We start from the raw sequence: 17,717 nt of genomic DNA on the forward strand, positions 1-17,717 counted from the left end.
GCGTGCGAGCGGGTACGGGGTGCCCCGTACGCGCCGGGCGGCCCGACGCCTCAACCCGCCCCATCCGCTGTGGGGTTCCAACGGGGTCGCGTTCGGCCCCAGCACCCCGTGGACGTGGCCTTCGACACCGGAGGGCGTTGCTACGTCAGCGACGACCGGCTCGGCGCGGTGCTCCGCCTCGACGACGAGGGGCCGGTGGTCCGGGCGGACGGTCTGGGCGCCCCGCAGGGCCTCGCCGTGCACGGCGACGACCTGTTCACCGTGGACGCCGAGCACCGCAGGCTGTGGTCGGTGTCGCTGACCACGGGCGAGTGCCGCGTCGAGGCCGAGGACCTGGCCGTCGGCCTGCCCCGGGGCGTCGAGCGGCGTCCCGAACCGGCGCTCTTCGCCCATGGCGTCCCCGGCCTGGCCCCTCGCTTCGCCGGCCTCGCCGCGGCCCCGGACGGCTCCCTGCTCCTGTCGTCGAACGGGGAGGGCACGGTGCTGCGGCTGGCCCCGAACCCGTAGGGCCCGGGGCCGGTTCAGCGGCGGCGGCCCCGGGACGGCCTGCTCCGCCGCCCGTTCGGGGCGGAACCCGTGCGCGCCGCGGGCTTCTCGGCGGGCGGCGGGGTGATGACGACGGGCACGCCCGACGGCTCCTGCGCCCCGGTGATGCGGCTCAGTTCGTCCTCGCCCGAGCGGACCCGGGTGACCTGCGGGGTGATCCCGGCGTCGGCCATCAGCCGGGTCATCTCGCGCCGCTGGTGGGGCAGGACCAGCGTGACGACGGTGCCGGACTCCCCGGCCCGTGCGGTACGGCCGCCGCGGTGCAGGTAGTCCTTGTGGTCGCCGGGCGGGTCCACGTTGACGACGAGGTCCAGGTTGTCGACGTGGATGCCGCGGGCGGCGACGTTGGTGGCCACCAGGACCGTGACCTGGCCGTCCTTGAAGCGGGCCAGGGTCTTGGTCCGCTGCGACTGGGACTTGCCGCCGTGCAGGGCCATGGCGCGCACGCCCACGGCCAGCAGCTTCTTGGCGAGCCGGTCGGCGGCGTGCTTGGTGTCCAGGAACATGATCACGCGTCCGTCGCGGGCGGCGATCCGGGTCGTGGTGGCGTGCTTGTCGTCGTCCTCCACGTGCAGCAGGTGGTGCTCCATCGTGGTGACCGCGCCCGCGGAGGGGTCGACGGAGTGGACCACCGGGTCGTGCAGGTAGGTGCGGACCAGCCGGTCGACGTTGCGGTCCAGGGTGGCGGAGAAGAGCATTCGCTGGCCGCCGGGCCGGACCTGGTCGAGCAGGGCGGTGACCTGCGGCATGAAGCCCATGTCGGTCATCTGGTCGGCCTCGTCGAGGACGGTGACGCTGACGTGGTCCAGACGGCAGTCGCCTCGGTCTATGAGGTCCTTGAGCCGGCCGGGGGTGGCGACGACGACCTCGGCACCGGTGCGCAGCGCGTTCGCCTGCCGGCCGATCGGCAGGCCGCCGACCACCGTGGTGAGCCGCAGCCGCAGCGCGCGGGCGAAGGGGGTGAGGGCGTCGGTGACCTGCTGGGCCAGCTCGCGGGTGGGCACCAGGACGAGGGCCAGGGGCTGCCGGGGCTCGGCCCGCTGCCCGTCGACGCGGGCCAGCAGGGCGAGCCCGAAGGCGAGCGTCTTGCCGGAGCCGGTGCGGCCGCGGCCGAGGACGTCCCGGCCGGCCAGCGAGTTGGGCAGGGTCGCGGCCTGGATCGGGAACGGCGCGGTCAGGCCCTCGGCGCGCAGCGCGGCCTGCAGCCGCTCGGGCAGGTCGAGGTCGTCGAACGCCTCGACGGCGGGCAGCGCCGGGGTGACGGTGGCGGGCGGTGCGAACTCCTGGCTGGGGGCGGGGCGGCGCCCGCCGCGTCCGCCGCCCGCGGGGCGGGCGGCGCTACCCGCGCCGCCGGACTTGCGGGGCCGGTACCCGTTGCCGCGGGAATGGGGAGAGCCGTTGTTCTTGCGAGCGGTGCGGTCCATGGGGAACCTTCCTCGATGCGGCACGCGTCGAGGAATGCGCGGCGGCGCCGGAGGGCCGCTGGATTCGCAAGAGTTGAGCCGGAGAAGAGCAAAACGAGCCGGGGCCCGCACCGCGAGGGTGCGGGCCCCGGTTCAGGGCGTTCGCGTACGCGTCAGGCGGGAACGATGTTCTCGGCCTGCGGGCCCTTCTGGCCCTGCGTGACGTCGAAGGTGACCTTCTGGCCTTCCTGGAGCTCACGGAAGCCAGAGGTGGCGATGTTCGAGTAGTGGGCGAAGACGTCCGGGCCGCCACCCTCCTGCTCGATGAAGCCGAAGCCCTTTTCCGAGTTGAACCACTTCACGGTGCCGGTAGCCATATGAATCTCCCTTGAGGGCAGTACTCAGGGCCCGCACCTTGCGGACCCGTAGTCGCCGATCTGATCACCCTAAGGAGATCCGAGAATCCTCGGACACAAAAAAGAGTGCTCGTCGACAAAAGGTCGAAAGAGCACTCGAAGTCTCTGGGAACCAAAACTGCAACGCGAACCAACGTAGCACAGGCCGGGTCGGATGGCCCGGAAATCTCGTACCCGGGGTGGATCGGTCCGCCCGTGCGTACTGCGTTTCGAGTACCGGAGATTGTCGGCAGGCGCACGACGACGGGACGACCCGCCCGCGGACAGGCTTGGCCCACGTCCGACACCAGATGTGGAGACCTCCTGCCGTGGCTACTTTCCTGTATCGACTGGGCCGTCTGGCCTTCCGGCGACGCTGGTACGTCGCCCTGGTCTGGGCGGCCGTCCTGGCCGCCGTGGGGCTGGGCGCCCTCAAGGCGCCGGGGGCCGTCGACGAGGAGTTCTCGATGCCCGGCATCGAGTCCCAGAAGGCGTTCGACCTGATGGAGCAGCGCTTCCCCGGCGCCACGGCCGACAGCGCGACGGCCCGGGTCGTCTTCATCGCGCCGGGCGGCGAGAAGGTCACGGCCGCCGGGAACAAGAAGGCCGTCGAGAAGGCCGTGGCCGGACTCGGCGACGGCACGCAGGTCGCGAACGCCGTCGACCCGTTCGCGGCGAAGACCGTCAGCAAGGACGGCACGACGGCCTTCGCGACGGTCACCTACAAGGTCGGCGCGGCCGACCTCACCGACGCCAGCCGCAGCCACCTGGAGCGGACCATCGACCAGGCCCGGGACTCCGGGCTGACCGTCGAGGCGGGCGGTACCGCGCTGGCCGCCGAGGGCGGGCCGGGCGGCATGGCCGAGGTGATCGGCGTCGCGATCGCCGCGGTGGTGCTCCTGATCACCTTCGGTTCGCTGGCCGCCGCCGGGCTGCCCCTGCTCACGGCCGTGATCGGCGTCGGCGTGAGCATGGCCACGATCCTCGCCCTGGCCGGCGCCCTGGGCCTGTCCACGACCACCGGCACCCTCGCGATGATGCTGGGCCTGGCCGTCGGCATCGACTACGCCCTGTTCGTCGTCTCCCGCTACCGCGAGGAGCGTGCCAAAGGCCGTACGCCGCAGGAGGCGACCGGGACGGCCGTCGGTACGGCCGGGTCCGCGGTGGTGTTCGCCGGGCTCACCGTCGTGATCGCGCTGGCCGGGCTCGCCGTGGTCGGCATCCCGATGCTCACCAAGATGGGGCTGGCCGCGGCGGGCGCGGTCGTCGTCGCCGTGCTGATCGCGCTCACCCTCGTCCCGGCGCTCCTCGGGTTCTGGCCGAACGCCGTGCTCACCCGCAAGGCACGCAAGAGCGGCCGGATCGAGGAGAACGCCGGGGCCAACGCCGGCACCCGCTGGGCGCGGTTCGTGCTGCGCCGCCCCATACCCGTCCTGCTCCTCGGCGTCGTGGGTCTCGGCGCCCTCGCCCTGCCCGCCGCCGACCTCCAGCTGGGCATGCCCGGGGACGAGGCCAAGCCGGTCTCCACGACCGAGCGGCGGGCCTACGACGCGCTCGCGGAGGGCTTCGGGCCGGGCTTCAACGGGCCGCTGACCATCGTCGTGGACGCCAAGGGCGCTGCCGACCCGAAGGCCGCCGCCGGCACGATCGCGCAGGAGATCGGCGGCACGAAGGGGATCGTGTCCGTCTCCCCGGCCCGCTTCAACGAGGCCGGCGACACCGCCGTCTTCTCGGCCGTGCCCGCCACCGCGCCGACCGACCAGAAGACCAAGAACCTGGTGACCACCATCCGGGACGAGCGCCCCGGCATCGAGTCCGGCACCGGCGCGAGCTACGAGGTCACCGGTACCACCGCGATGAACATCGACATCGCCGAGAAGGTCCAGGCAGCGCTGATCCCGTACCTGGTCGTCGTGGTCGGCCTGGCGATCGTGCTGCTGCTGGTGGTCTTCCGGTCGCTGTTCGTCCCGCTCAAGGCGGCCCTCGGCTTCCTGCTGTCGGTGCTGGCCTCGCTCGGTGCGGTCGTCGTGGTCTTCCAGCAGGGCCACGGCGCGGAGCTCCTCGGCGTGGAGCAGACCGGCCCGATCATGAGCCTGATGCCGATCTTCCTGGTGGGCATCGTCTTCGGCCTCGCGATGGACTACGAGGTGTTCCTCGTCTCGCGGATGCGGGAGGCGTACGTCCACGGCGAGTCGCCCTCCCAGGCGGTCACCTCCGGCTTCCACCACAGCGCCCGGGTGGTCGTGGCCGCCGCCCTCATCATGATCGCGGTGTTCGCCGGGTTCATCGGCGAGAGCGACTCCATGATCAAGATGATCGGCTTCGGGCTCGCCTCGGCCGTCCTGTTCGACGCGTTCGTCGTGCGGATGGCGATCGTGCCGGCCGTCCTCGCCCTGCTCGGCGACAAGGCCTGGTGGCTGCCGAAGTGGCTGGACCGGGCGCTGCCGCGGGTCGACGTGGAGGGCGAGGCCCTCAGCCGGCCGGAGCGGGAACAGGCCCCGGACACCGCACCCGACCTGGAGCCGGCGCGCACCTGAGGAACCCCCGCCCAGGGCCGCCCGTGGCGAAGGACACGGGCGGCCCCCGGGCGTTGCGGCCCGCCGTCGACCACGATGGTTCCAGCCCCACCGACCGGAGAGCCCCATGAGCATCCCCCTGGAGCGCCGCTACGCGGACCGCCTGGAGGAATTCGCCGAGCAGCACCCCTTCCTCGTCGACCTGGCGATGGTCCTGGGACTGATGGGCTGCGCGACCTTCGGCACCTCCCTGTCCCTGCCCGGTGCCGACCCGCCGGCCCAGGACAAGGCCGGCGTCGTCCTCATGGGCGTGGCCTGCCTCGCCCTGCTCAGGCACCGCGCCAACCCGCGCACCGTCGTCGTGATCACGACGGGCTGCACGGTCACGGCGGTCGTGATGGGCTACCTGCTCACACCCCTGCTGCTGGCACCGATCATGGCGGGGCTGTACTGGCTCGCCACCCTCACCGACCGCAGGACCACCCGCGTCTACGGCGTCGGCACCATGGTGGCGGTGATCGTCGCGGCCGTGCTCACCGACTCCATGGACCACCTCTCGCTGCTGCTGAGGACGATCGGCCCGTTCTTCTGGCTGATGCTGCCCCTGGCCGCCGGCAACATGACGCGGCTGCGGCGCGCCTACCTCCAGGCCGTGCAGGCCCGGGCCGAGCACGCCGAGCGCACCCGCGAGGAGGAGGCCCGGCTGCGCGTCACCGAGGAGCGGATGCGCATCGCCCGGGAGCTGCACGACGTCGTGGCCCACCACATGGCCCTGGCCAACGCCCAGGCCGGCACGGCCGCGCACCTCGCCCTCACCCGCCCCGAGCAGACTCAGAAGATCCTCAACGACCTGACCGGCACCACGTCCTCCGCGCTGCGGGAGCTGAAGGCCGCCCTCGGCCTGCTCCGCCAGGACGGCGAGGTCGCCGGTTCGGGGCCGCTGGACCCGTCCCCGGGCCTGTCCCGGCTGCCCGAGCTGGTCTCGGCGTGCGAGTCGGCGGGCCTGAAGGTCACCGTCGACACGGAAGGGGAGCCGCAGCCGCTGTCGCCCGGCGTCGACCTGACCGCGTACCGGATCGTGCAGGAGGCCCTCACCAACGTCACCAAGCACGCCACGGCCGAGGCCGCCCGCGTCCTGCTCACCTACACCGGCTCCCGCCTGCTGATCACGGTCAGCAACGACGGCCCCAGCAAACCGGAGGCCGCCCGGGGCCGCGGCTTCGGCGTGACGGGCATGCGCGAACGCGCCCTGTCCATCGGCGGCGAACTGTGCGCGGGCCCCCGCCCCCAGGGCGGCTTCGAGGTCACCACGGCGCTGCCCCTGCAACCCTCCGTCCACCTCGCGGAAGGAACCAGCGCATGAGCATCAGGGTGCTGCTCGCCGACGATCAGGCGCTGCTGCGGGCCACGTTCCGCATCCTCATCGACTCCTGCCCGGACATGGAGGTGGTCGCCGAGGCCTCCGACGGCGCCGAGGCGGTCGAGCTGACCCGGGAGCTGCGCCCCGACATCGTCCTCATGGACATCCGCATGCCCGGCACCGACGGCCTCACCGCCACCTCCGAGCTGTGCGCCGACCCGGAGCTGTCCGCCACCCGCGTCCTGATCCTGACCACGTTCGAGACCGAGGACTACGTCGCCCAGGCCCTGCGCGCCGGCGCCAGCGGCTTCCTCGGCAAGGACGTCACCGCCGACACCCTTCTGACGGGTCTGCGCACGGTGGCCTCCGGCGAGGCCCTCCTCTCGCCCGTCGCCACCCGCTCCCTCATCACCCGCTTCCTCTTGGCGCCGGCCCCCGGCACCGGCCTCGCGCCCCCCGAGCGCCTCGCCGACCTCACGGTCCGGGAACGGGAGGTGATGGCGCTGGCCGCGGAGGGCCGGTCCAACATGGAGATCGCCGAGGACCTCACGCTCAGCCCGCTGACCGTCCGCACCCACATCCACCGGGCCATGACCAAGCTGCACGCCCGGGACCGCGCGCAGCTGGTCGTCATCGCGTATCAGACCGGGCTCGTACGGGCGACGCCACCGGCGTGACGCGGGGCTCTACGGCCTGCCGTAGGCCGCCACCATGATGCTCTCGGCGGTCCTGTTCATGCCCTGGCCCTTGGCGTCGGTGGAGGTGACGCCGTAGACGAGGGTGCGGGAGCCGTCGCGGGTGGAGGCGATGGCGGCGTTGTAGCCCCAGCGTCCGCCCGTCTTGCCCCAGACCTCGCGTCCGCCCAGCACCTTCATGGACAGACCGACGGAGTAGGCGGCCGGCTCCCCGGTCCCGAAGTCGGTCACCTCCGGCAGCGTGAACATCTCCTCCAGCAGCGGCCCGCGCACGACCCGGCCCTTGAACAGGGCGCCCGTGAAGCGCTCCAGGTCGGCGGTGGTCGAGATGACGTCTCCGGCCGCCCATCCGTCCGTCGAGCCCCACACGGACACGTCCCGGAGTCCGGTCGTGCCGTCGTCGAGGCGCATGGTCTGGTAGCCGTGGTTGTGCGGCCCGGTGATGCGCGGGTTCGTCCCCGGGAAGTACGTGTCTCGCAGCCCCAGCGGCCCGAGCACCCGCCGGGCGACCTGACGCTCGTAGGAGTCATGGGTGACGCGCTCGATGAGCAGGCCGGTGACGGTGTAGCCGATGTTGAGGTAGTGCTGGCGCTCGCCCGGCGCGAACTCGGGCTTCTTCGACGTCGCCGAGCGGACCATGTCCTCGGGGGCGTGGACCTGGAAACGGTTCGCGTACGCCTCCTCGACGGTGGTGCCGGGGAAGTCGGGGGCCGGGATGCCGTGCGTGTGGTTGAGGAGCTGCCGAACGGTGACGCGTCCGTACGACGCCGGGATCAGCTCCGGCAGGTACGAGCGGGCGCTGCGGTCGAGGTCCAGCCGCCCCTCCCGGGCCAGTTGCAGGGCGACGGCGGCGGTGAAGACCTTGGTCACCGACCCGGCGCGGAAGCGGGCGGCCGGATCGGCGGGCCGGCCGGTCTCCAGATCGTGCACGCCCGAACTGCCGCGCCACACGCCCTCCTTGCCCCCGAGCCGCACGAGTGCGGCCGTGGCGTCGGCGCGGGGGAGGCCCGCGATGGCCGCTTCGAGGGCCGGGCCCGGGGACGGCGCCGCCGTCGGCGCGGCCGTCGGGGCGGCGGGGGCGGAGGCGGCGGCCGGGAGCACGGACGGCCCCACGGCGAGCCCCGCGACGAGCACGGCGGCGGTCAGCAGGCTGGTACGCGTCTTCATGGCGAACTCCGTTGGAAAGAGGCGACGTCGAGCGACGTCCTCATCCTCCGCAGCCGCGCCGTGCGGCGGATCGCCCCCGCCGGTGGTCCTGCCGCGTCACTTCCTCGCCGGTGCGGGGGAGGGCCCGGCCCCGGCCGATCCCCCGGGCGGGGGATCGCCGGCGGCGACGAGACCGGTCTCGTAGGCGCAGATCACGGCCTGGATGCGGTCCCGGAGGCCCAGCTTCGCGAGCACGTTGCCGACGTGCGTCTTGACGGTGTGGTCGCTGACCACCAGCTCGGCGGCGATCTCGGCGTTCGACAGACCGCGCGCGAGCAGCAGCAGCGTCTCGCGCTCCCGGGCGGTCAGGACGCCGAGCCGCGGATCGGGACGGCGGGACCGGGCGGTGGCGGGCCGGGTGTACTGCTCGACCAGCCGCCGGGCGACGGAGGGGGCGAGCAGCGAGTCGCCCCGGGTGACGACCCGCACCGCGTGCACGAGGTCGTCGCGGCGGACGTCCTTGAGCAGGAAGCCGCTGGCACCCGCGTGCAGCGCGTCGTACACGTAGTCGTCGGAGTCGAAGGTCGTCAGCATCACCGTCCGGCAGTCGCCCGCCGCGCTGATCGCCCGGCAGGCCTCGATGCCGTCCATGCGGGGCATCCGGATGTCGAGCAGCGCGACGTCGGGCGCGTGCCGCCGTACCGCGTCGACGGCCCCCTGGCCGTCACCCGCCTCGGCGACGACCTCGATGTCCGGCTGCGCGTCCAGGATCATCGCGAAGCCGCTGCGCACGAGTTCCTGGTCGTCGGCGACGACGACACGGATCGTCATGTCCCCGCCTTCGCCGGGACGGAGAGGGGAATCCGCACCCGTACCTCGAAGCCGTGCCCGTCCGCTCGCGGGCCGGCGACCGCGCTGCCCCCGTGGGCCGCGGCCCGCTCGCGGATCCCGACGAGTCCGTGCCCGCCCCGGCGGGACACGGCCCGCGCCCCTCGCCCGTCATCGGTCACGGTGACCTCCAACTCATCTCGCGTATAGGCCAGTTGTACCGTCACGGCCTTGGCCTCCGCATGCCTGACGACATTGGTCAGGGCCTCCTGGACCACCCGGTGGACGGTCACCCCGACCCCGTCGGCCACCGGCGCGGCGTCCCCCACGGTCCGGTACACGACGTCGAGTCCGCTCCCGCGCACCCGGTCGAGAAGACCGGGCAGTGTGGCGAGCCCGGGCTGCGGCTCGCGCGGTTCGGTGCCGTCGGCCTCGTCGGTGCCGTCCCGCAGCACCCCCAGCATGTGGCGCAGTTGCGCCATGGCGTCCCGCCCGGTCGCGGAGATGGCGTCGAAGGCGGCCTCGGCCCGCTCGGGCGCGGTACGCACCGCCACCGGCCCGGCCTCGGCCTGGACGATCATCAGGCTCACGGCGTGCGAGAGGATGTCGTGCATCTCCCGTGCGATCCGGGCCCGTTCGCGTGCGGCGGCCTGCTCGGCCTCGACGCGGTGGGCCCGCTGCCGGGCGTCGGTCAGCCGCCCGAAGACGTAGGCGGCGGCGATCACGAAGACCGAGAAGGTAAGTTCACGTGCCGACCGGGTGTTGAGCCATACGCCCACCGGCACGGCCACCACCAGCACGGCCCCGGTGACGGCCCGCTTCCACGCGGGCGACAGCGCGGCAATCGTGTACACGACCACCAGTCCGGTGTACGGCAGCGGCTGCCCGGGCCCGTCCATGACCAGGCCGTACAGCGCGGTGGTGGCCAGCACCGCGAACAGCACCGCGACGGGGACGCGCCGCCGCCAGACCAGGGGCAGCACGGTGAGCGTGCTCAGCCCGTACGCGCCCCAGGTCGCGGGAGGCGACCCGGCCGCCCGGGGCACGACGAACGGCATGGTCACCGCACCTTGCACGAGCAGCGCGATACCGATGTCGACGAGGAGCGGATTGGCCGCCGTCAGCGCCCGCCCGCGCTCCCACCACTCCCGTACGTCCCTGCCGATGCCCCCCACGCCCGCACACGATAACGGGCCGCGTCATGCCCCGTGAGCCAGGAAGGCGCCCCGCTGCCACCGCTGTCCTCACCGGCTCGCAGCCCGTCATCGATACGGGTGCGCAGGGAACGCAGGGTCTGCCTCAGTTCTGCCGGTTCGATGTCCGTGACATCGGCGTCGAAGGTCAGGAGCAGTCCTGCCACCCCTGCCCAGGACCACGCGCCCAGCGTGAGCCGGCAGCTGGAGTCGGTGTGGTGCTCGACCGTCGATCCGCCGGGGGCGAACCGGGCGACGACGGGTGCGGGCAGGGCGATGAGCGCCGAGCCGCGGCAGGGCCAGTCCGCAGGGATGTCGCCGCGGTCGTGGGTGCTCATGACGAACGCGACCGGATCGCCGTGGGGGACGTCGCGGCGGTCGAAGGTCCTGCCCGTGGGCATGCGTGGTTCGAGGCGGTCGACCCGCATCGCGCGCCATCGGTCCGCCTCCGGTTCGAACGCGACGAGGTACCACCGTGCCGCCCACACGACGAGGTCGTGCGGTTCCAGCGTGAGCGTCGCCGGCGCGTCCCCGCCCGAGTAGTCCAGGCGGATCACGTGCTGCCGGCGGATCGCGCCCCCGATGACGCGGATGATCTCGGCGTCGATGGGCGCCGCGGGGAACTCCCAGTAGTTGCGCGCCGCGGAGACGGTGAAGGCTTCGGCGTGGGCACGGCTGCGGGCGGGCATCGCCTGCCGCAACGTGGCGAGGGCGCGGGCCGCGTTCTCGCGAACGCCGTCCAAGATCGTGGGGACCGTCTGGAGCGCGACGGCCGCGGCGACCGCCTGGTCCTCGTCGAAGACGACCGGCGGCAACCGGGTGGCGCGGCCGAGCCGGTAGCCGCCGCCCGCTCCGCGCACGGCCTCGATCTCGTACCCGAGCTCTCTGAGCGTGTCGATGTCGCGTCGCACGGTCCGCACCGACGTCCCGAGCCTGGTGGCGAGTTCCCCGGCGGTCAGCGTCAGGCCGATCCCGAAGATCGACAGCAGCTTGAGCGTCCGCGCGGACGTGGCGGCCATGGCGCATCCTCCCATCAAAGCGGTCACTCCGTGACAACTATCGCTGCCATGGTGCCCGGCATGACCGCTTCACAGAGTTCTCAAGAGGACACGCGTCCACCTCATGCCTCCCCGGCACTGGTCTCCGGCGCGGGGGCGAACGCAGCGCTCCTGGTGGTGCTCTTCGGTTCCTTCATGGATCTTCTCGACGCGACGATCGTCACCGTCGCGGCCCCGGCGGTGGCCGGGGACCTCGGGGCCGGCGACGCTCAGATCCAGTGGACAGTCGCCGCCTACGTCCTCGCCCTGGGCGCGGGCCTGATCACCGGGGGACGACTCGGTGACCAGTACGGCCGCAAGCGCCTGTTCCTGATCGGAATGGCCGGGTTCATGGTCACCTCCGCGCTCTGTGCGCTGGCCGCCGGTCCAGGGATGCTCATCGGCATGCGCGCCGCGCAGGGACTGACCGCGGGGATCATGGTCCCGCAGGTGTTCGGGATCATTCGGGCGACGTTCGCTCCGCCGGAGCGTGCCAAGGCGTTCGGCGCCTATGGGGCCGTCCAAGGGCTCGCGTCGGTCGCCGGCCCGCTGCTGGGCGGGCTCCTCGTCGACGCCGACCTGTTCGGTCTGGGATGGCGCACCATCTTCTGGATCAACGTCCCTGTCTCGGTCCTTGCGTTGATCATCGGCGCGAAGGTGCTGCCGGAGTCCCGCTCCGCCTCGACCGCGCGGCTGGACCTCCTGGGTGCGATGCTCGCCGCCTCGGGCATCCTCCTTATCCTCCTGCCGATCATCCAGACCGAGAACTGGAGCTGGACCTGGGCCAGTTACGCCCTCCTCGCCGCCGGAACCATCCTGCTGGCGGTCTTCCTCGCCTACGAGCGCCGCCTCACCGGACGCGGGAAGGAACCCGTCTTCGACCCGGCTCTGCTGCGCATCCGCGCCTTCGCGATCGGCCTGGGCGCGTCCGTGCTCTTCTTCGGCGGCATCGGGTCGTTCTTCCTCACCCTGTCGGTCTACCTGCAGAACGGCACCGGCCGCACCGCGTGGGAGACCGGCCTGGTGATCCTGCCCTACGCGCTCGGCTCGATGATCACATCAGGAGTCGGTGTAGCTCTCGCCGCCAGGGCCGGGAAGGCTCTGCTGATCACCGGCTCGCTCACCATCGCGGCCTCTCAGTTGGTCCTGTGGGTGATCGTCGAGGACGGCAATGACCCCGGATACCGGCTCCTTGCCCTCGCCCTCTTCATCGGCGGACTCGGGCTCGGTCTCGCCGCCCCCCTGCTCGTCAACGTCGTCCTGGCCGGCGTCCCCGGCCGCAATGCCGGTGCCGTGGGCGGGGTGCTCTCCACCGTCAACCAGATCGGCGGCGCCATCGGTATCGCCGTTCTCGGCACAGCCTTCTTCACCACGGTCACCGGAACGACGACCGGCACACCGGGACCGGCCGACTACAGTCACGCGCTCGGCATCGTCCTCGTCGCGTCCACGGCGCTCTACGTCGTGGCTGCACTCGTGATGCTCGCGCTCCCGAAGACCGCGGCCGAGCAGGTCGACCAGTGATCCCGCGGTGAGCAGCGATCCCCAGCTCATCCGCACACCGGAGATCGAGGTCGTCGAGGGCGTCCACCCCCTGCCGAAGGAGGGCACGGAAGGCAGGCCGGAATTCGAGACGCAGCGCTACGCGGACCACTACTGGCGCACGACCGTCAAAAGGCCCGGCAAGGTCGTGTACCACTTCTCCTTCCAGATCCTCGACCGCCACCGGCAGTTGAAGGGCTATGTCCAGTGGGATCCCTTCATCACGATCGAAGAGGCCTGACGTCTCCGGCGGCAGCGAGGGGGCAGGGGCGCAGCGGCTAGGCTTGATCCCGTGGAGCTTCTGCACCTGCGCTACTTCCTCGCCGTCGCCCAAGAACTGAACTTCTCCACCGCCGCCCGCAAACTGCACATGGCGGCCTCCCCGTTGAGCCGGCGGATCAAGGATCTCGAGAACGAGGTCGGGCACCGGCTGTTCGACCGGGACACCCACCACGTACGGCTCACCGCGGCCGGCAACGCGCTGCTGCCGATCGCGCGCGGGGTGCTGGAACAGGTCGACTCCATCACATGGCGGCTGGACGAGACGGCCCGGCCGCAGCGCACCACCCTGCTGCTCGGCATGCCCACCGGCGTCCATCCCGACCTGCGGGAACGGATGGACGCCCTGGCCGAGCGGGCCAGCGACCGGTTCGAGATCAAACGCTGGCCCGGCGGCACCGACCGGCTCGTCGACGCCGTGTGCGACGGCAGGCTGGCGCTGACCCTGGCCCGGCTCCCGGCCGGTGGCGACCCGGCGCTGGAGCAGTTGCCGGTGATGTCGGAGCGGCTCGGCGCGGTCGTGCCCCGGGACCGGTTCGCCGGGCGCGAGTCCGTCGCCCTCGCGGAACTGGCGGAACTCGCCTACGCGGGCTCCCCGACGGCGGTGACGAACGCCTACTTCCGCGGCCTCGACCAGCAGCTCGCCGAACTCGGCATCAAGAAGCGCATCGAACTGGGCAGCGCCACATTCGAGGGGATTTCCGAAATAGTCTCCAGTGGTCTGGCGTTCTCCATTTCCATGCTGGACTCCAGGAGTCCGGTGCAGAATTACCGTCTCGACAACGTCGCCGTCCTCCCCTTCTCCGATTTCCATCCTCGTCTGGAGACCGGGCTGATCTGGCGCAAGGACCGAGCGAACGGCGGTGACCTGCGAGAAGTCGTGGCGGCGGTCCGGGAGGTCTTCGCCGAGCCGCTCCACTCGTAACCAGATTCACAGCCAGACCCATAACCACCGTAAAACCTCCACAAAAAGCGGTATGACCACTGCGGTCATACCGCTTTTCGTTATTCGGTCACACCATTCGTTTCCATTCGGAGAAACTCCGCGCTAACTTAGTTTCCAGATACACGCACATGGTGAGCGAAGGAGTGAAGAAACCGATGACGGACACCACCGACACCGTCGCCGGCCCGCTGCAGGGCGTCCGGGTGATCGATCTCTCGACCGTGGTGATGGGCCCCTACGCCGCCCAGATCCTCGGAGACCTGGGCGCCGACGTGATCAAGATCGAGTCGCCGTCCGACACCGTGCGCACCGGTCACTACCGCACGACCCCGGGCATGACCCCGCTGAACCTCAACGTCAACCGCAACAAGCGCAGCGTGTCCCTCAACCTCAAGGACGACACCGACCGCGAGCGCGCACTGCGGCTGATCGACACCGCGGACGTACTGATCACCAACATGCGCCCCGGCGCCCTGCACCGCCTCGGCCTGTCCTACGACGACATCGCCGCCCGCAACCCCGGCCTCGTCTACGCGCACGCCCAGGGCTTCCGCAGCGACTCGGACCGGGCCGGGAACGCCGCGTACGACGAGACCGTCCAGGCCGCCTCCGGTCTCGTCGACATCGCCGACCGGGCCCTCGGCGAGCCCGTCTACCTGCCGACCATCATCGGCGACAAGGTCTCCTCGCTGACCATCGCCTACAGCGTGCTGGCCGCCCTGCTGCACCGGAACAACACCGGCCAGGGCCAGCTCATCGAGATCCCCATGACCGACACGCTGATCGCGTTCAACCTGGTCGAGCACCTCGCGGGCCACACCCACGTGCCCGAGACCGGCCCCACCGGCTTCGCCCTGTCGATGCTGAAGGGCCACAAGGCGGTGCGCACCAAGGACGGCCTGGCCTGTGTCATGCCGTACAACCCGCACAACTACCGGGACTTCTTCACCGCCGCCGGACGCCCGGACCTCGCCGAGGACCCGCGCGTGAACGGCGACGCCATCGACAGCGCCGACCACGAGGACCTGGCCGGGCTGCTGGCGGCCTGCGCCCCGGTGCTGACCACCGAGGAGTGGGCGGAGGTGTGCGCCAAGCACAGCATCCCGATGGCCCCGGTGCTGGAGCTCGACCGCGCCCACGACGACCCCTACGTCCGTGACGGCCACCTGCTCGACACCGCCGAGCACCCGACCGAGGGCACGGTCCGCACCATCGGCATCCCGCTGCGCTTCTCCGCCACCCCCGGCTCGATCCGCCGGCTCGCACCGGTCGCCGGCCAGGACACCGAGGACGTCCTCGCCGAACTCGACGCCGCCACCCGCTGATTGCCACAGGAGGACAGTCATGAGCACCCCCACACCTCCCGTCGTGCGCACCGAACGCATCGGCTCCACCCTGCTGATCACCCTCGACCGTCCCGAGGCCCGCAACGCCGTGAACGCGGCGACCGCCACCGCGCTGGCCGCCGTACTCGACGAGCTGGAGGCCGACCCCGCCCTGCGGGTCGGCGTCCTGACCGGCGAGGGCGGCACGTTCAGCGCCGGCATGGACCTCAAGGCCGCCCTGCGCGGCGAGTCGCCCGACGTCGAGGGCCGCGGCTTCGGCGGCCTGACCGAATCCCGGCCGGACAAGCCCCTCATCGCCGCCGTGGAGGGCTTCGCCATGGGCGGCGGCTTCGAACTGGCCCTGGCCTGCGACCTGATCGTCGCCGCCGAGGACGCCCGGTTCGGCCTGCCCGAGGTCAAGCGCGGCCTGATCGCCGCGGGCGGCGGAGTGATCCGGCTGCCCGAGCGCATCCCGCACCACCTCGCGATGGAGTTCCTGCTGACCGGCGAGCCCGTCGACGGCCGCCGGGCCGGCGAACTGGGCCTGGCCAACCGGGTCACGGGCAAGGGGCAGGCCGTCGCCGAGGCGCTCCGGCTGGCCGAACGGGTCGCGTCGAACGCCCCGTTGGCCCTCGCGGCCGTCAAGCGCGTCGTCCGCGCCGCCGAAGGCGCGTCCGACGAGGAGGCCTTCGCGTTCCAGAGCGGCGAGATGAACACCCTGATGGCCTCGGACGACGTCCGCGAGGGCATGACCGCCTTCGCGGAGCGCCGTCCCGCGCGGTGGACCGGGCGGTGAGCCGGACGTGAAGGCCGCAGACGTACGACAGCACGTCACCACCCCCCTCGCCGGTCCGGCGTACGCGCCGACGGTCCCGCGGTTCACCGACCGCGAGTACCTCAACGTCGTCTACCGCACCGACCCCGACGCCCTGCGGGCCGTCGTCCCCGAACCCCTGCGGATCGACGAGCCGCTGGTCCGGTTCGAGGTCATGAAGATGGGCGACGTCAGCGGCTACGGCCCCTACACCGAGGCCGGCCAGGCGATCCCCGTCGGCTTCGAGGGCGAGCAGGGCGAGTACCTGCACACGATGCACCTGGACAACTTCCCGGCGACGGCCTCCGGCCGCGAGGTCTCCGCCTACCCGAAGGTCATCGGCTCGCCGGCGCTGTACGTCGACTCCGGCGCGCTCGTCGGCACCCTCGACCACGGCGGCCTGCGGGTCGCCACCGCGACGATGGGCTACAAGCACCACGAGCTGGACCGGGCCGAGGCCGAGGCACAGATCACCGTGCCGACCTTCATGCTCAAGACGATCCCCGGCTACGACGGGCTGCCGCGCGTGCAGGAACTCGTCCGCACCCGCATCACCGACGTCACCGTCAAGGGTGCCTGGACCGGCCCCGCCCGGCTCCAGCTGTTCCAGCACGTGCTCGCCCCGCTGGCCGACCTGCCGGTGCTGGAGGTCGTCTCCGCCGGCCACATCCTCACCGACCTGACGCTGGCAGGCGTCGAGCCGGTCCACGACTACCTGAAGGGAGCCGCGTCATGACCCGCGCCTTCCGGACCGCCGCGGTGATCGGCGCCGGGACCATCGGACTGTCCTGGGCGACGCTGTTCGCCGCGCACGGCCTGACCGTCCGGGTGAGCGACCCGCGCCCCGACCTCGCCGAGGCCGTGGACGAGGCCCTGGCCGCCTACGCCCCGCATCTGGCAGAGCGCGGCCTGGACGTCACCGGCCTCGCCGGCCGCGTGCACCTCGCCGCCGATGTCACCGAGGCCGTCCGGGACGCCGACGTCGTCCAGGAGAACGGCCCCGAGCGGGCCGGGTTCAAGAAGGACCTGTTCGCCGCCCTCGCCCGTGAGGCACCCGCCCACGCCCTGCTGCTCAGCTCCTCCTCGGCGATCCCGTCGACCGCGTTCACCGGTGAGCTGTCCGACGAGGACGCCGCCCGGGTGCTGATCGGCCACCCCTTCAACCCGCCGCACCTGGTGCCGCTCGTCGAGGTCGTCCCCGGCGAACGCACCGGCGAGGACGCCGTGCTGGACGCGGTGGACTTCTACACCTCGGTCGGCCGCACCCCGGTCGTCGAGCGCAAGGAGATCCCCGGCTTCGTCGGCAACCGTCTGCAGAACGCCCTCAGCCGCGAGGCCGCGTACCTCGTCCAGGAGGGCGTGGTGACCCCCGCGGACCTCGACAAGGCCGTGATCAACTCGCTGGGCCTGCGCTGGGCCACCGTTGGGCCGTTCCTCGGCGCGCACCTGGGCGGCGGCCCCGGCGGCTACCGGCACCTGGTCGAGCACATCGGCAGGTCGATGCAGCGGACGGGGGCAGGGCTCGGCACCCCGTCGCAGGACAAGGAACAAGAGGAAGCACAGGAACAGCTCATCGAAGCCGTGGAAAAGGCCTACGGCTCCTCCACGTACTCGGAACTCACCGGGACGCGCGACCGCAGGCAACTCGCTGTCCTGGCAGCCCTGGACAGCGCGGACAAGGAGGAGAACTGA

General features: G+C 72.0%; 16 protein-coding genes and 1 pseudogene. 11 read left to right on the forward strand and 6 right to left on the reverse strand.

Features of this window, described 5'->3' with window-relative positions; genetic code table 11:
- Positions 1-102: 102 nt before the first annotated feature.
- Positions 103-507: pseudogene (locus RFN52_RS20950) on the forward strand (SMP-30/gluconolactonase/LRE family protein); the annotation flags it as partial.
- Positions 508-521: 14 nt separating this feature from the next.
- Here the strand turns inward: RFN52_RS20950 and RFN52_RS20955 are convergent.
- Both RFN52_RS20955 and RFN52_RS20960 read right to left on the reverse strand, forming a co-directional pair.
- On the reverse strand, positions 522-1,970 hold the full coding sequence (locus RFN52_RS20955) for a DEAD/DEAH box helicase (protein ID WP_184848109.1): 1,449 nt from the start codon (positions 1,968-1,970) through the stop codon (positions 522-524).
- A 152-nt stretch (positions 1,971-2,122) separates the two neighbouring features.
- Positions 2,123-2,326 carry a cold-shock protein gene (locus RFN52_RS20960; protein WP_003991681.1) on the reverse strand — a complete coding sequence of 68 codons (204 nt, stop codon included), beginning with the start codon at positions 2,324-2,326 and terminating at the stop codon, positions 2,123-2,125.
- A gap of 347 nt (positions 2,327-2,673) precedes the next feature.
- On the opposite strand from RFN52_RS20960, the gene RFN52_RS20965 reads away from it, so the two are divergent.
- The 3 genes from RFN52_RS20965 (at position 2,674) to RFN52_RS20975 (ending at position 6,897) form a co-directional block, all read left to right on the forward strand.
- Positions 2,674-4,881 (forward strand): MMPL family transporter, encoded by a 2,208-nt coding sequence (locus RFN52_RS20965; protein WP_184848110.1) that lies wholly within the window; start codon positions 2,674-2,676, stop codon positions 4,879-4,881.
- A gap of 106 nt (positions 4,882-4,987) precedes the next feature.
- Positions 4,988-6,223, forward strand: coding sequence for a sensor histidine kinase (locus tag RFN52_RS20970; RefSeq protein WP_184848111.1), 1,236 nt, complete (start codon positions 4,988-4,990; stop codon positions 6,221-6,223).
- Positions 6,220-6,897, forward strand: a complete 678-nt coding sequence (locus RFN52_RS20975; protein ID WP_184848112.1) for a response regulator transcription factor — start codon at positions 6,220-6,222, stop codon at positions 6,895-6,897. Before RFN52_RS20970 ends, RFN52_RS20975 begins: the two co-directional genes overlap by 4 nt.
- Before the next feature lie 9 nt (positions 6,898-6,906).
- Here RFN52_RS20975 and RFN52_RS20980 read toward each other — a convergent pair whose 3' ends face one another.
- From RFN52_RS20980 to RFN52_RS20995, 4 genes are all read right to left on the reverse strand, one after another.
- Positions 6,907-8,082, reverse strand: coding sequence for a serine hydrolase domain-containing protein (locus tag RFN52_RS20980; RefSeq protein ID WP_184848113.1), 1,176 nt, complete (start codon positions 8,080-8,082; stop codon positions 6,907-6,909).
- 96 nt (positions 8,083-8,178) lie between these two features.
- Positions 8,179-8,892 carry a response regulator gene (locus RFN52_RS20985; protein ID WP_184848114.1) on the reverse strand — a complete coding sequence of 238 codons (714 nt, stop codon included), beginning with the start codon at positions 8,890-8,892 and terminating at the stop codon, positions 8,179-8,181.
- Complete coding sequence (locus tag RFN52_RS20990; RefSeq protein ID WP_184848115.1) at positions 8,889-10,064, reverse strand: sensor histidine kinase; 1,176 nt, start codon at positions 10,062-10,064, stop codon at positions 8,889-8,891. The genes RFN52_RS20985 and RFN52_RS20990 overlap by 4 nt, the downstream gene beginning before the upstream one ends.
- On the reverse strand, positions 10,010-11,101 hold the full coding sequence (locus tag RFN52_RS20995; RefSeq protein WP_229856615.1) for a helix-turn-helix transcriptional regulator: 1,092 nt from the start codon (positions 11,099-11,101) through the stop codon (positions 10,010-10,012). The genes RFN52_RS20990 and RFN52_RS20995 overlap by 55 nt, the downstream gene beginning before the upstream one ends.
- A 60-nt stretch (positions 11,102-11,161) precedes the next feature.
- Here RFN52_RS20995 and RFN52_RS21000 point away from each other — a divergent pair, with 60 nt between their 5' ends.
- The 7 genes from RFN52_RS21000 to RFN52_RS21030 all read left to right on the forward strand — a co-directional run bounded on the left by RFN52_RS21000 (position 11,162) and on the right by RFN52_RS21030 (position 17,717).
- Positions 11,162-12,643 carry an MFS transporter gene (locus RFN52_RS21000; protein WP_184848116.1) on the forward strand — a complete coding sequence of 494 codons (1,482 nt, stop codon included), beginning with the start codon at positions 11,162-11,164 and terminating at the stop codon, positions 12,641-12,643.
- A gap of 7 nt (positions 12,644-12,650) precedes the next feature.
- The gene (locus RFN52_RS21005) at positions 12,651-12,902 is read left to right on the forward strand and encodes an AidA/PixA family protein (protein ID WP_311241010.1); all 252 of its coding nucleotides are present in this window, start codon (positions 12,651-12,653) and stop codon (positions 12,900-12,902) included.
- Positions 12,903-12,953: 51 nt separating this feature from the next.
- Positions 12,954-13,865, forward strand: a complete 912-nt coding sequence (locus RFN52_RS21010) for a LysR family transcriptional regulator (RefSeq protein ID WP_184848117.1) — start codon at positions 12,954-12,956, stop codon at positions 13,863-13,865.
- A gap of 176 nt (positions 13,866-14,041) precedes the next feature.
- Positions 14,042-15,211, forward strand: a complete 1,170-nt coding sequence (locus RFN52_RS21015) for a CaiB/BaiF CoA transferase family protein (protein ID WP_184848118.1) — start codon at positions 14,042-14,044, stop codon at positions 15,209-15,211.
- A gap of 19 nt (positions 15,212-15,230) precedes the next feature.
- On the forward strand, positions 15,231-16,007 hold the full coding sequence (locus RFN52_RS21020; protein WP_184848119.1) for a crotonase/enoyl-CoA hydratase family protein: 777 nt from the start codon (positions 15,231-15,233) through the stop codon (positions 16,005-16,007).
- Positions 16,008-16,014: 7 nt separating this feature from the next.
- On the forward strand, positions 16,015-16,761 hold the full coding sequence (locus RFN52_RS21025) for an acetoacetate decarboxylase (RefSeq protein WP_184848120.1): 747 nt from the start codon (positions 16,015-16,017) through the stop codon (positions 16,759-16,761).
- Entirely contained in the window at positions 16,758-17,717 is a 960-nt protein-coding gene (locus tag RFN52_RS21030; protein WP_184848121.1) for a 3-hydroxyacyl-CoA dehydrogenase NAD-binding domain-containing protein, read from the forward strand. Before RFN52_RS21025 ends, RFN52_RS21030 begins: the two co-directional genes overlap by 4 nt.

It is taken from the genome of Streptomyces collinus (assembly GCF_031348265.1).
Lineage (GTDB): Bacteria > Actinomycetota > Actinomycetes > Streptomycetales > Streptomycetaceae > Streptomyces > Streptomyces collinus.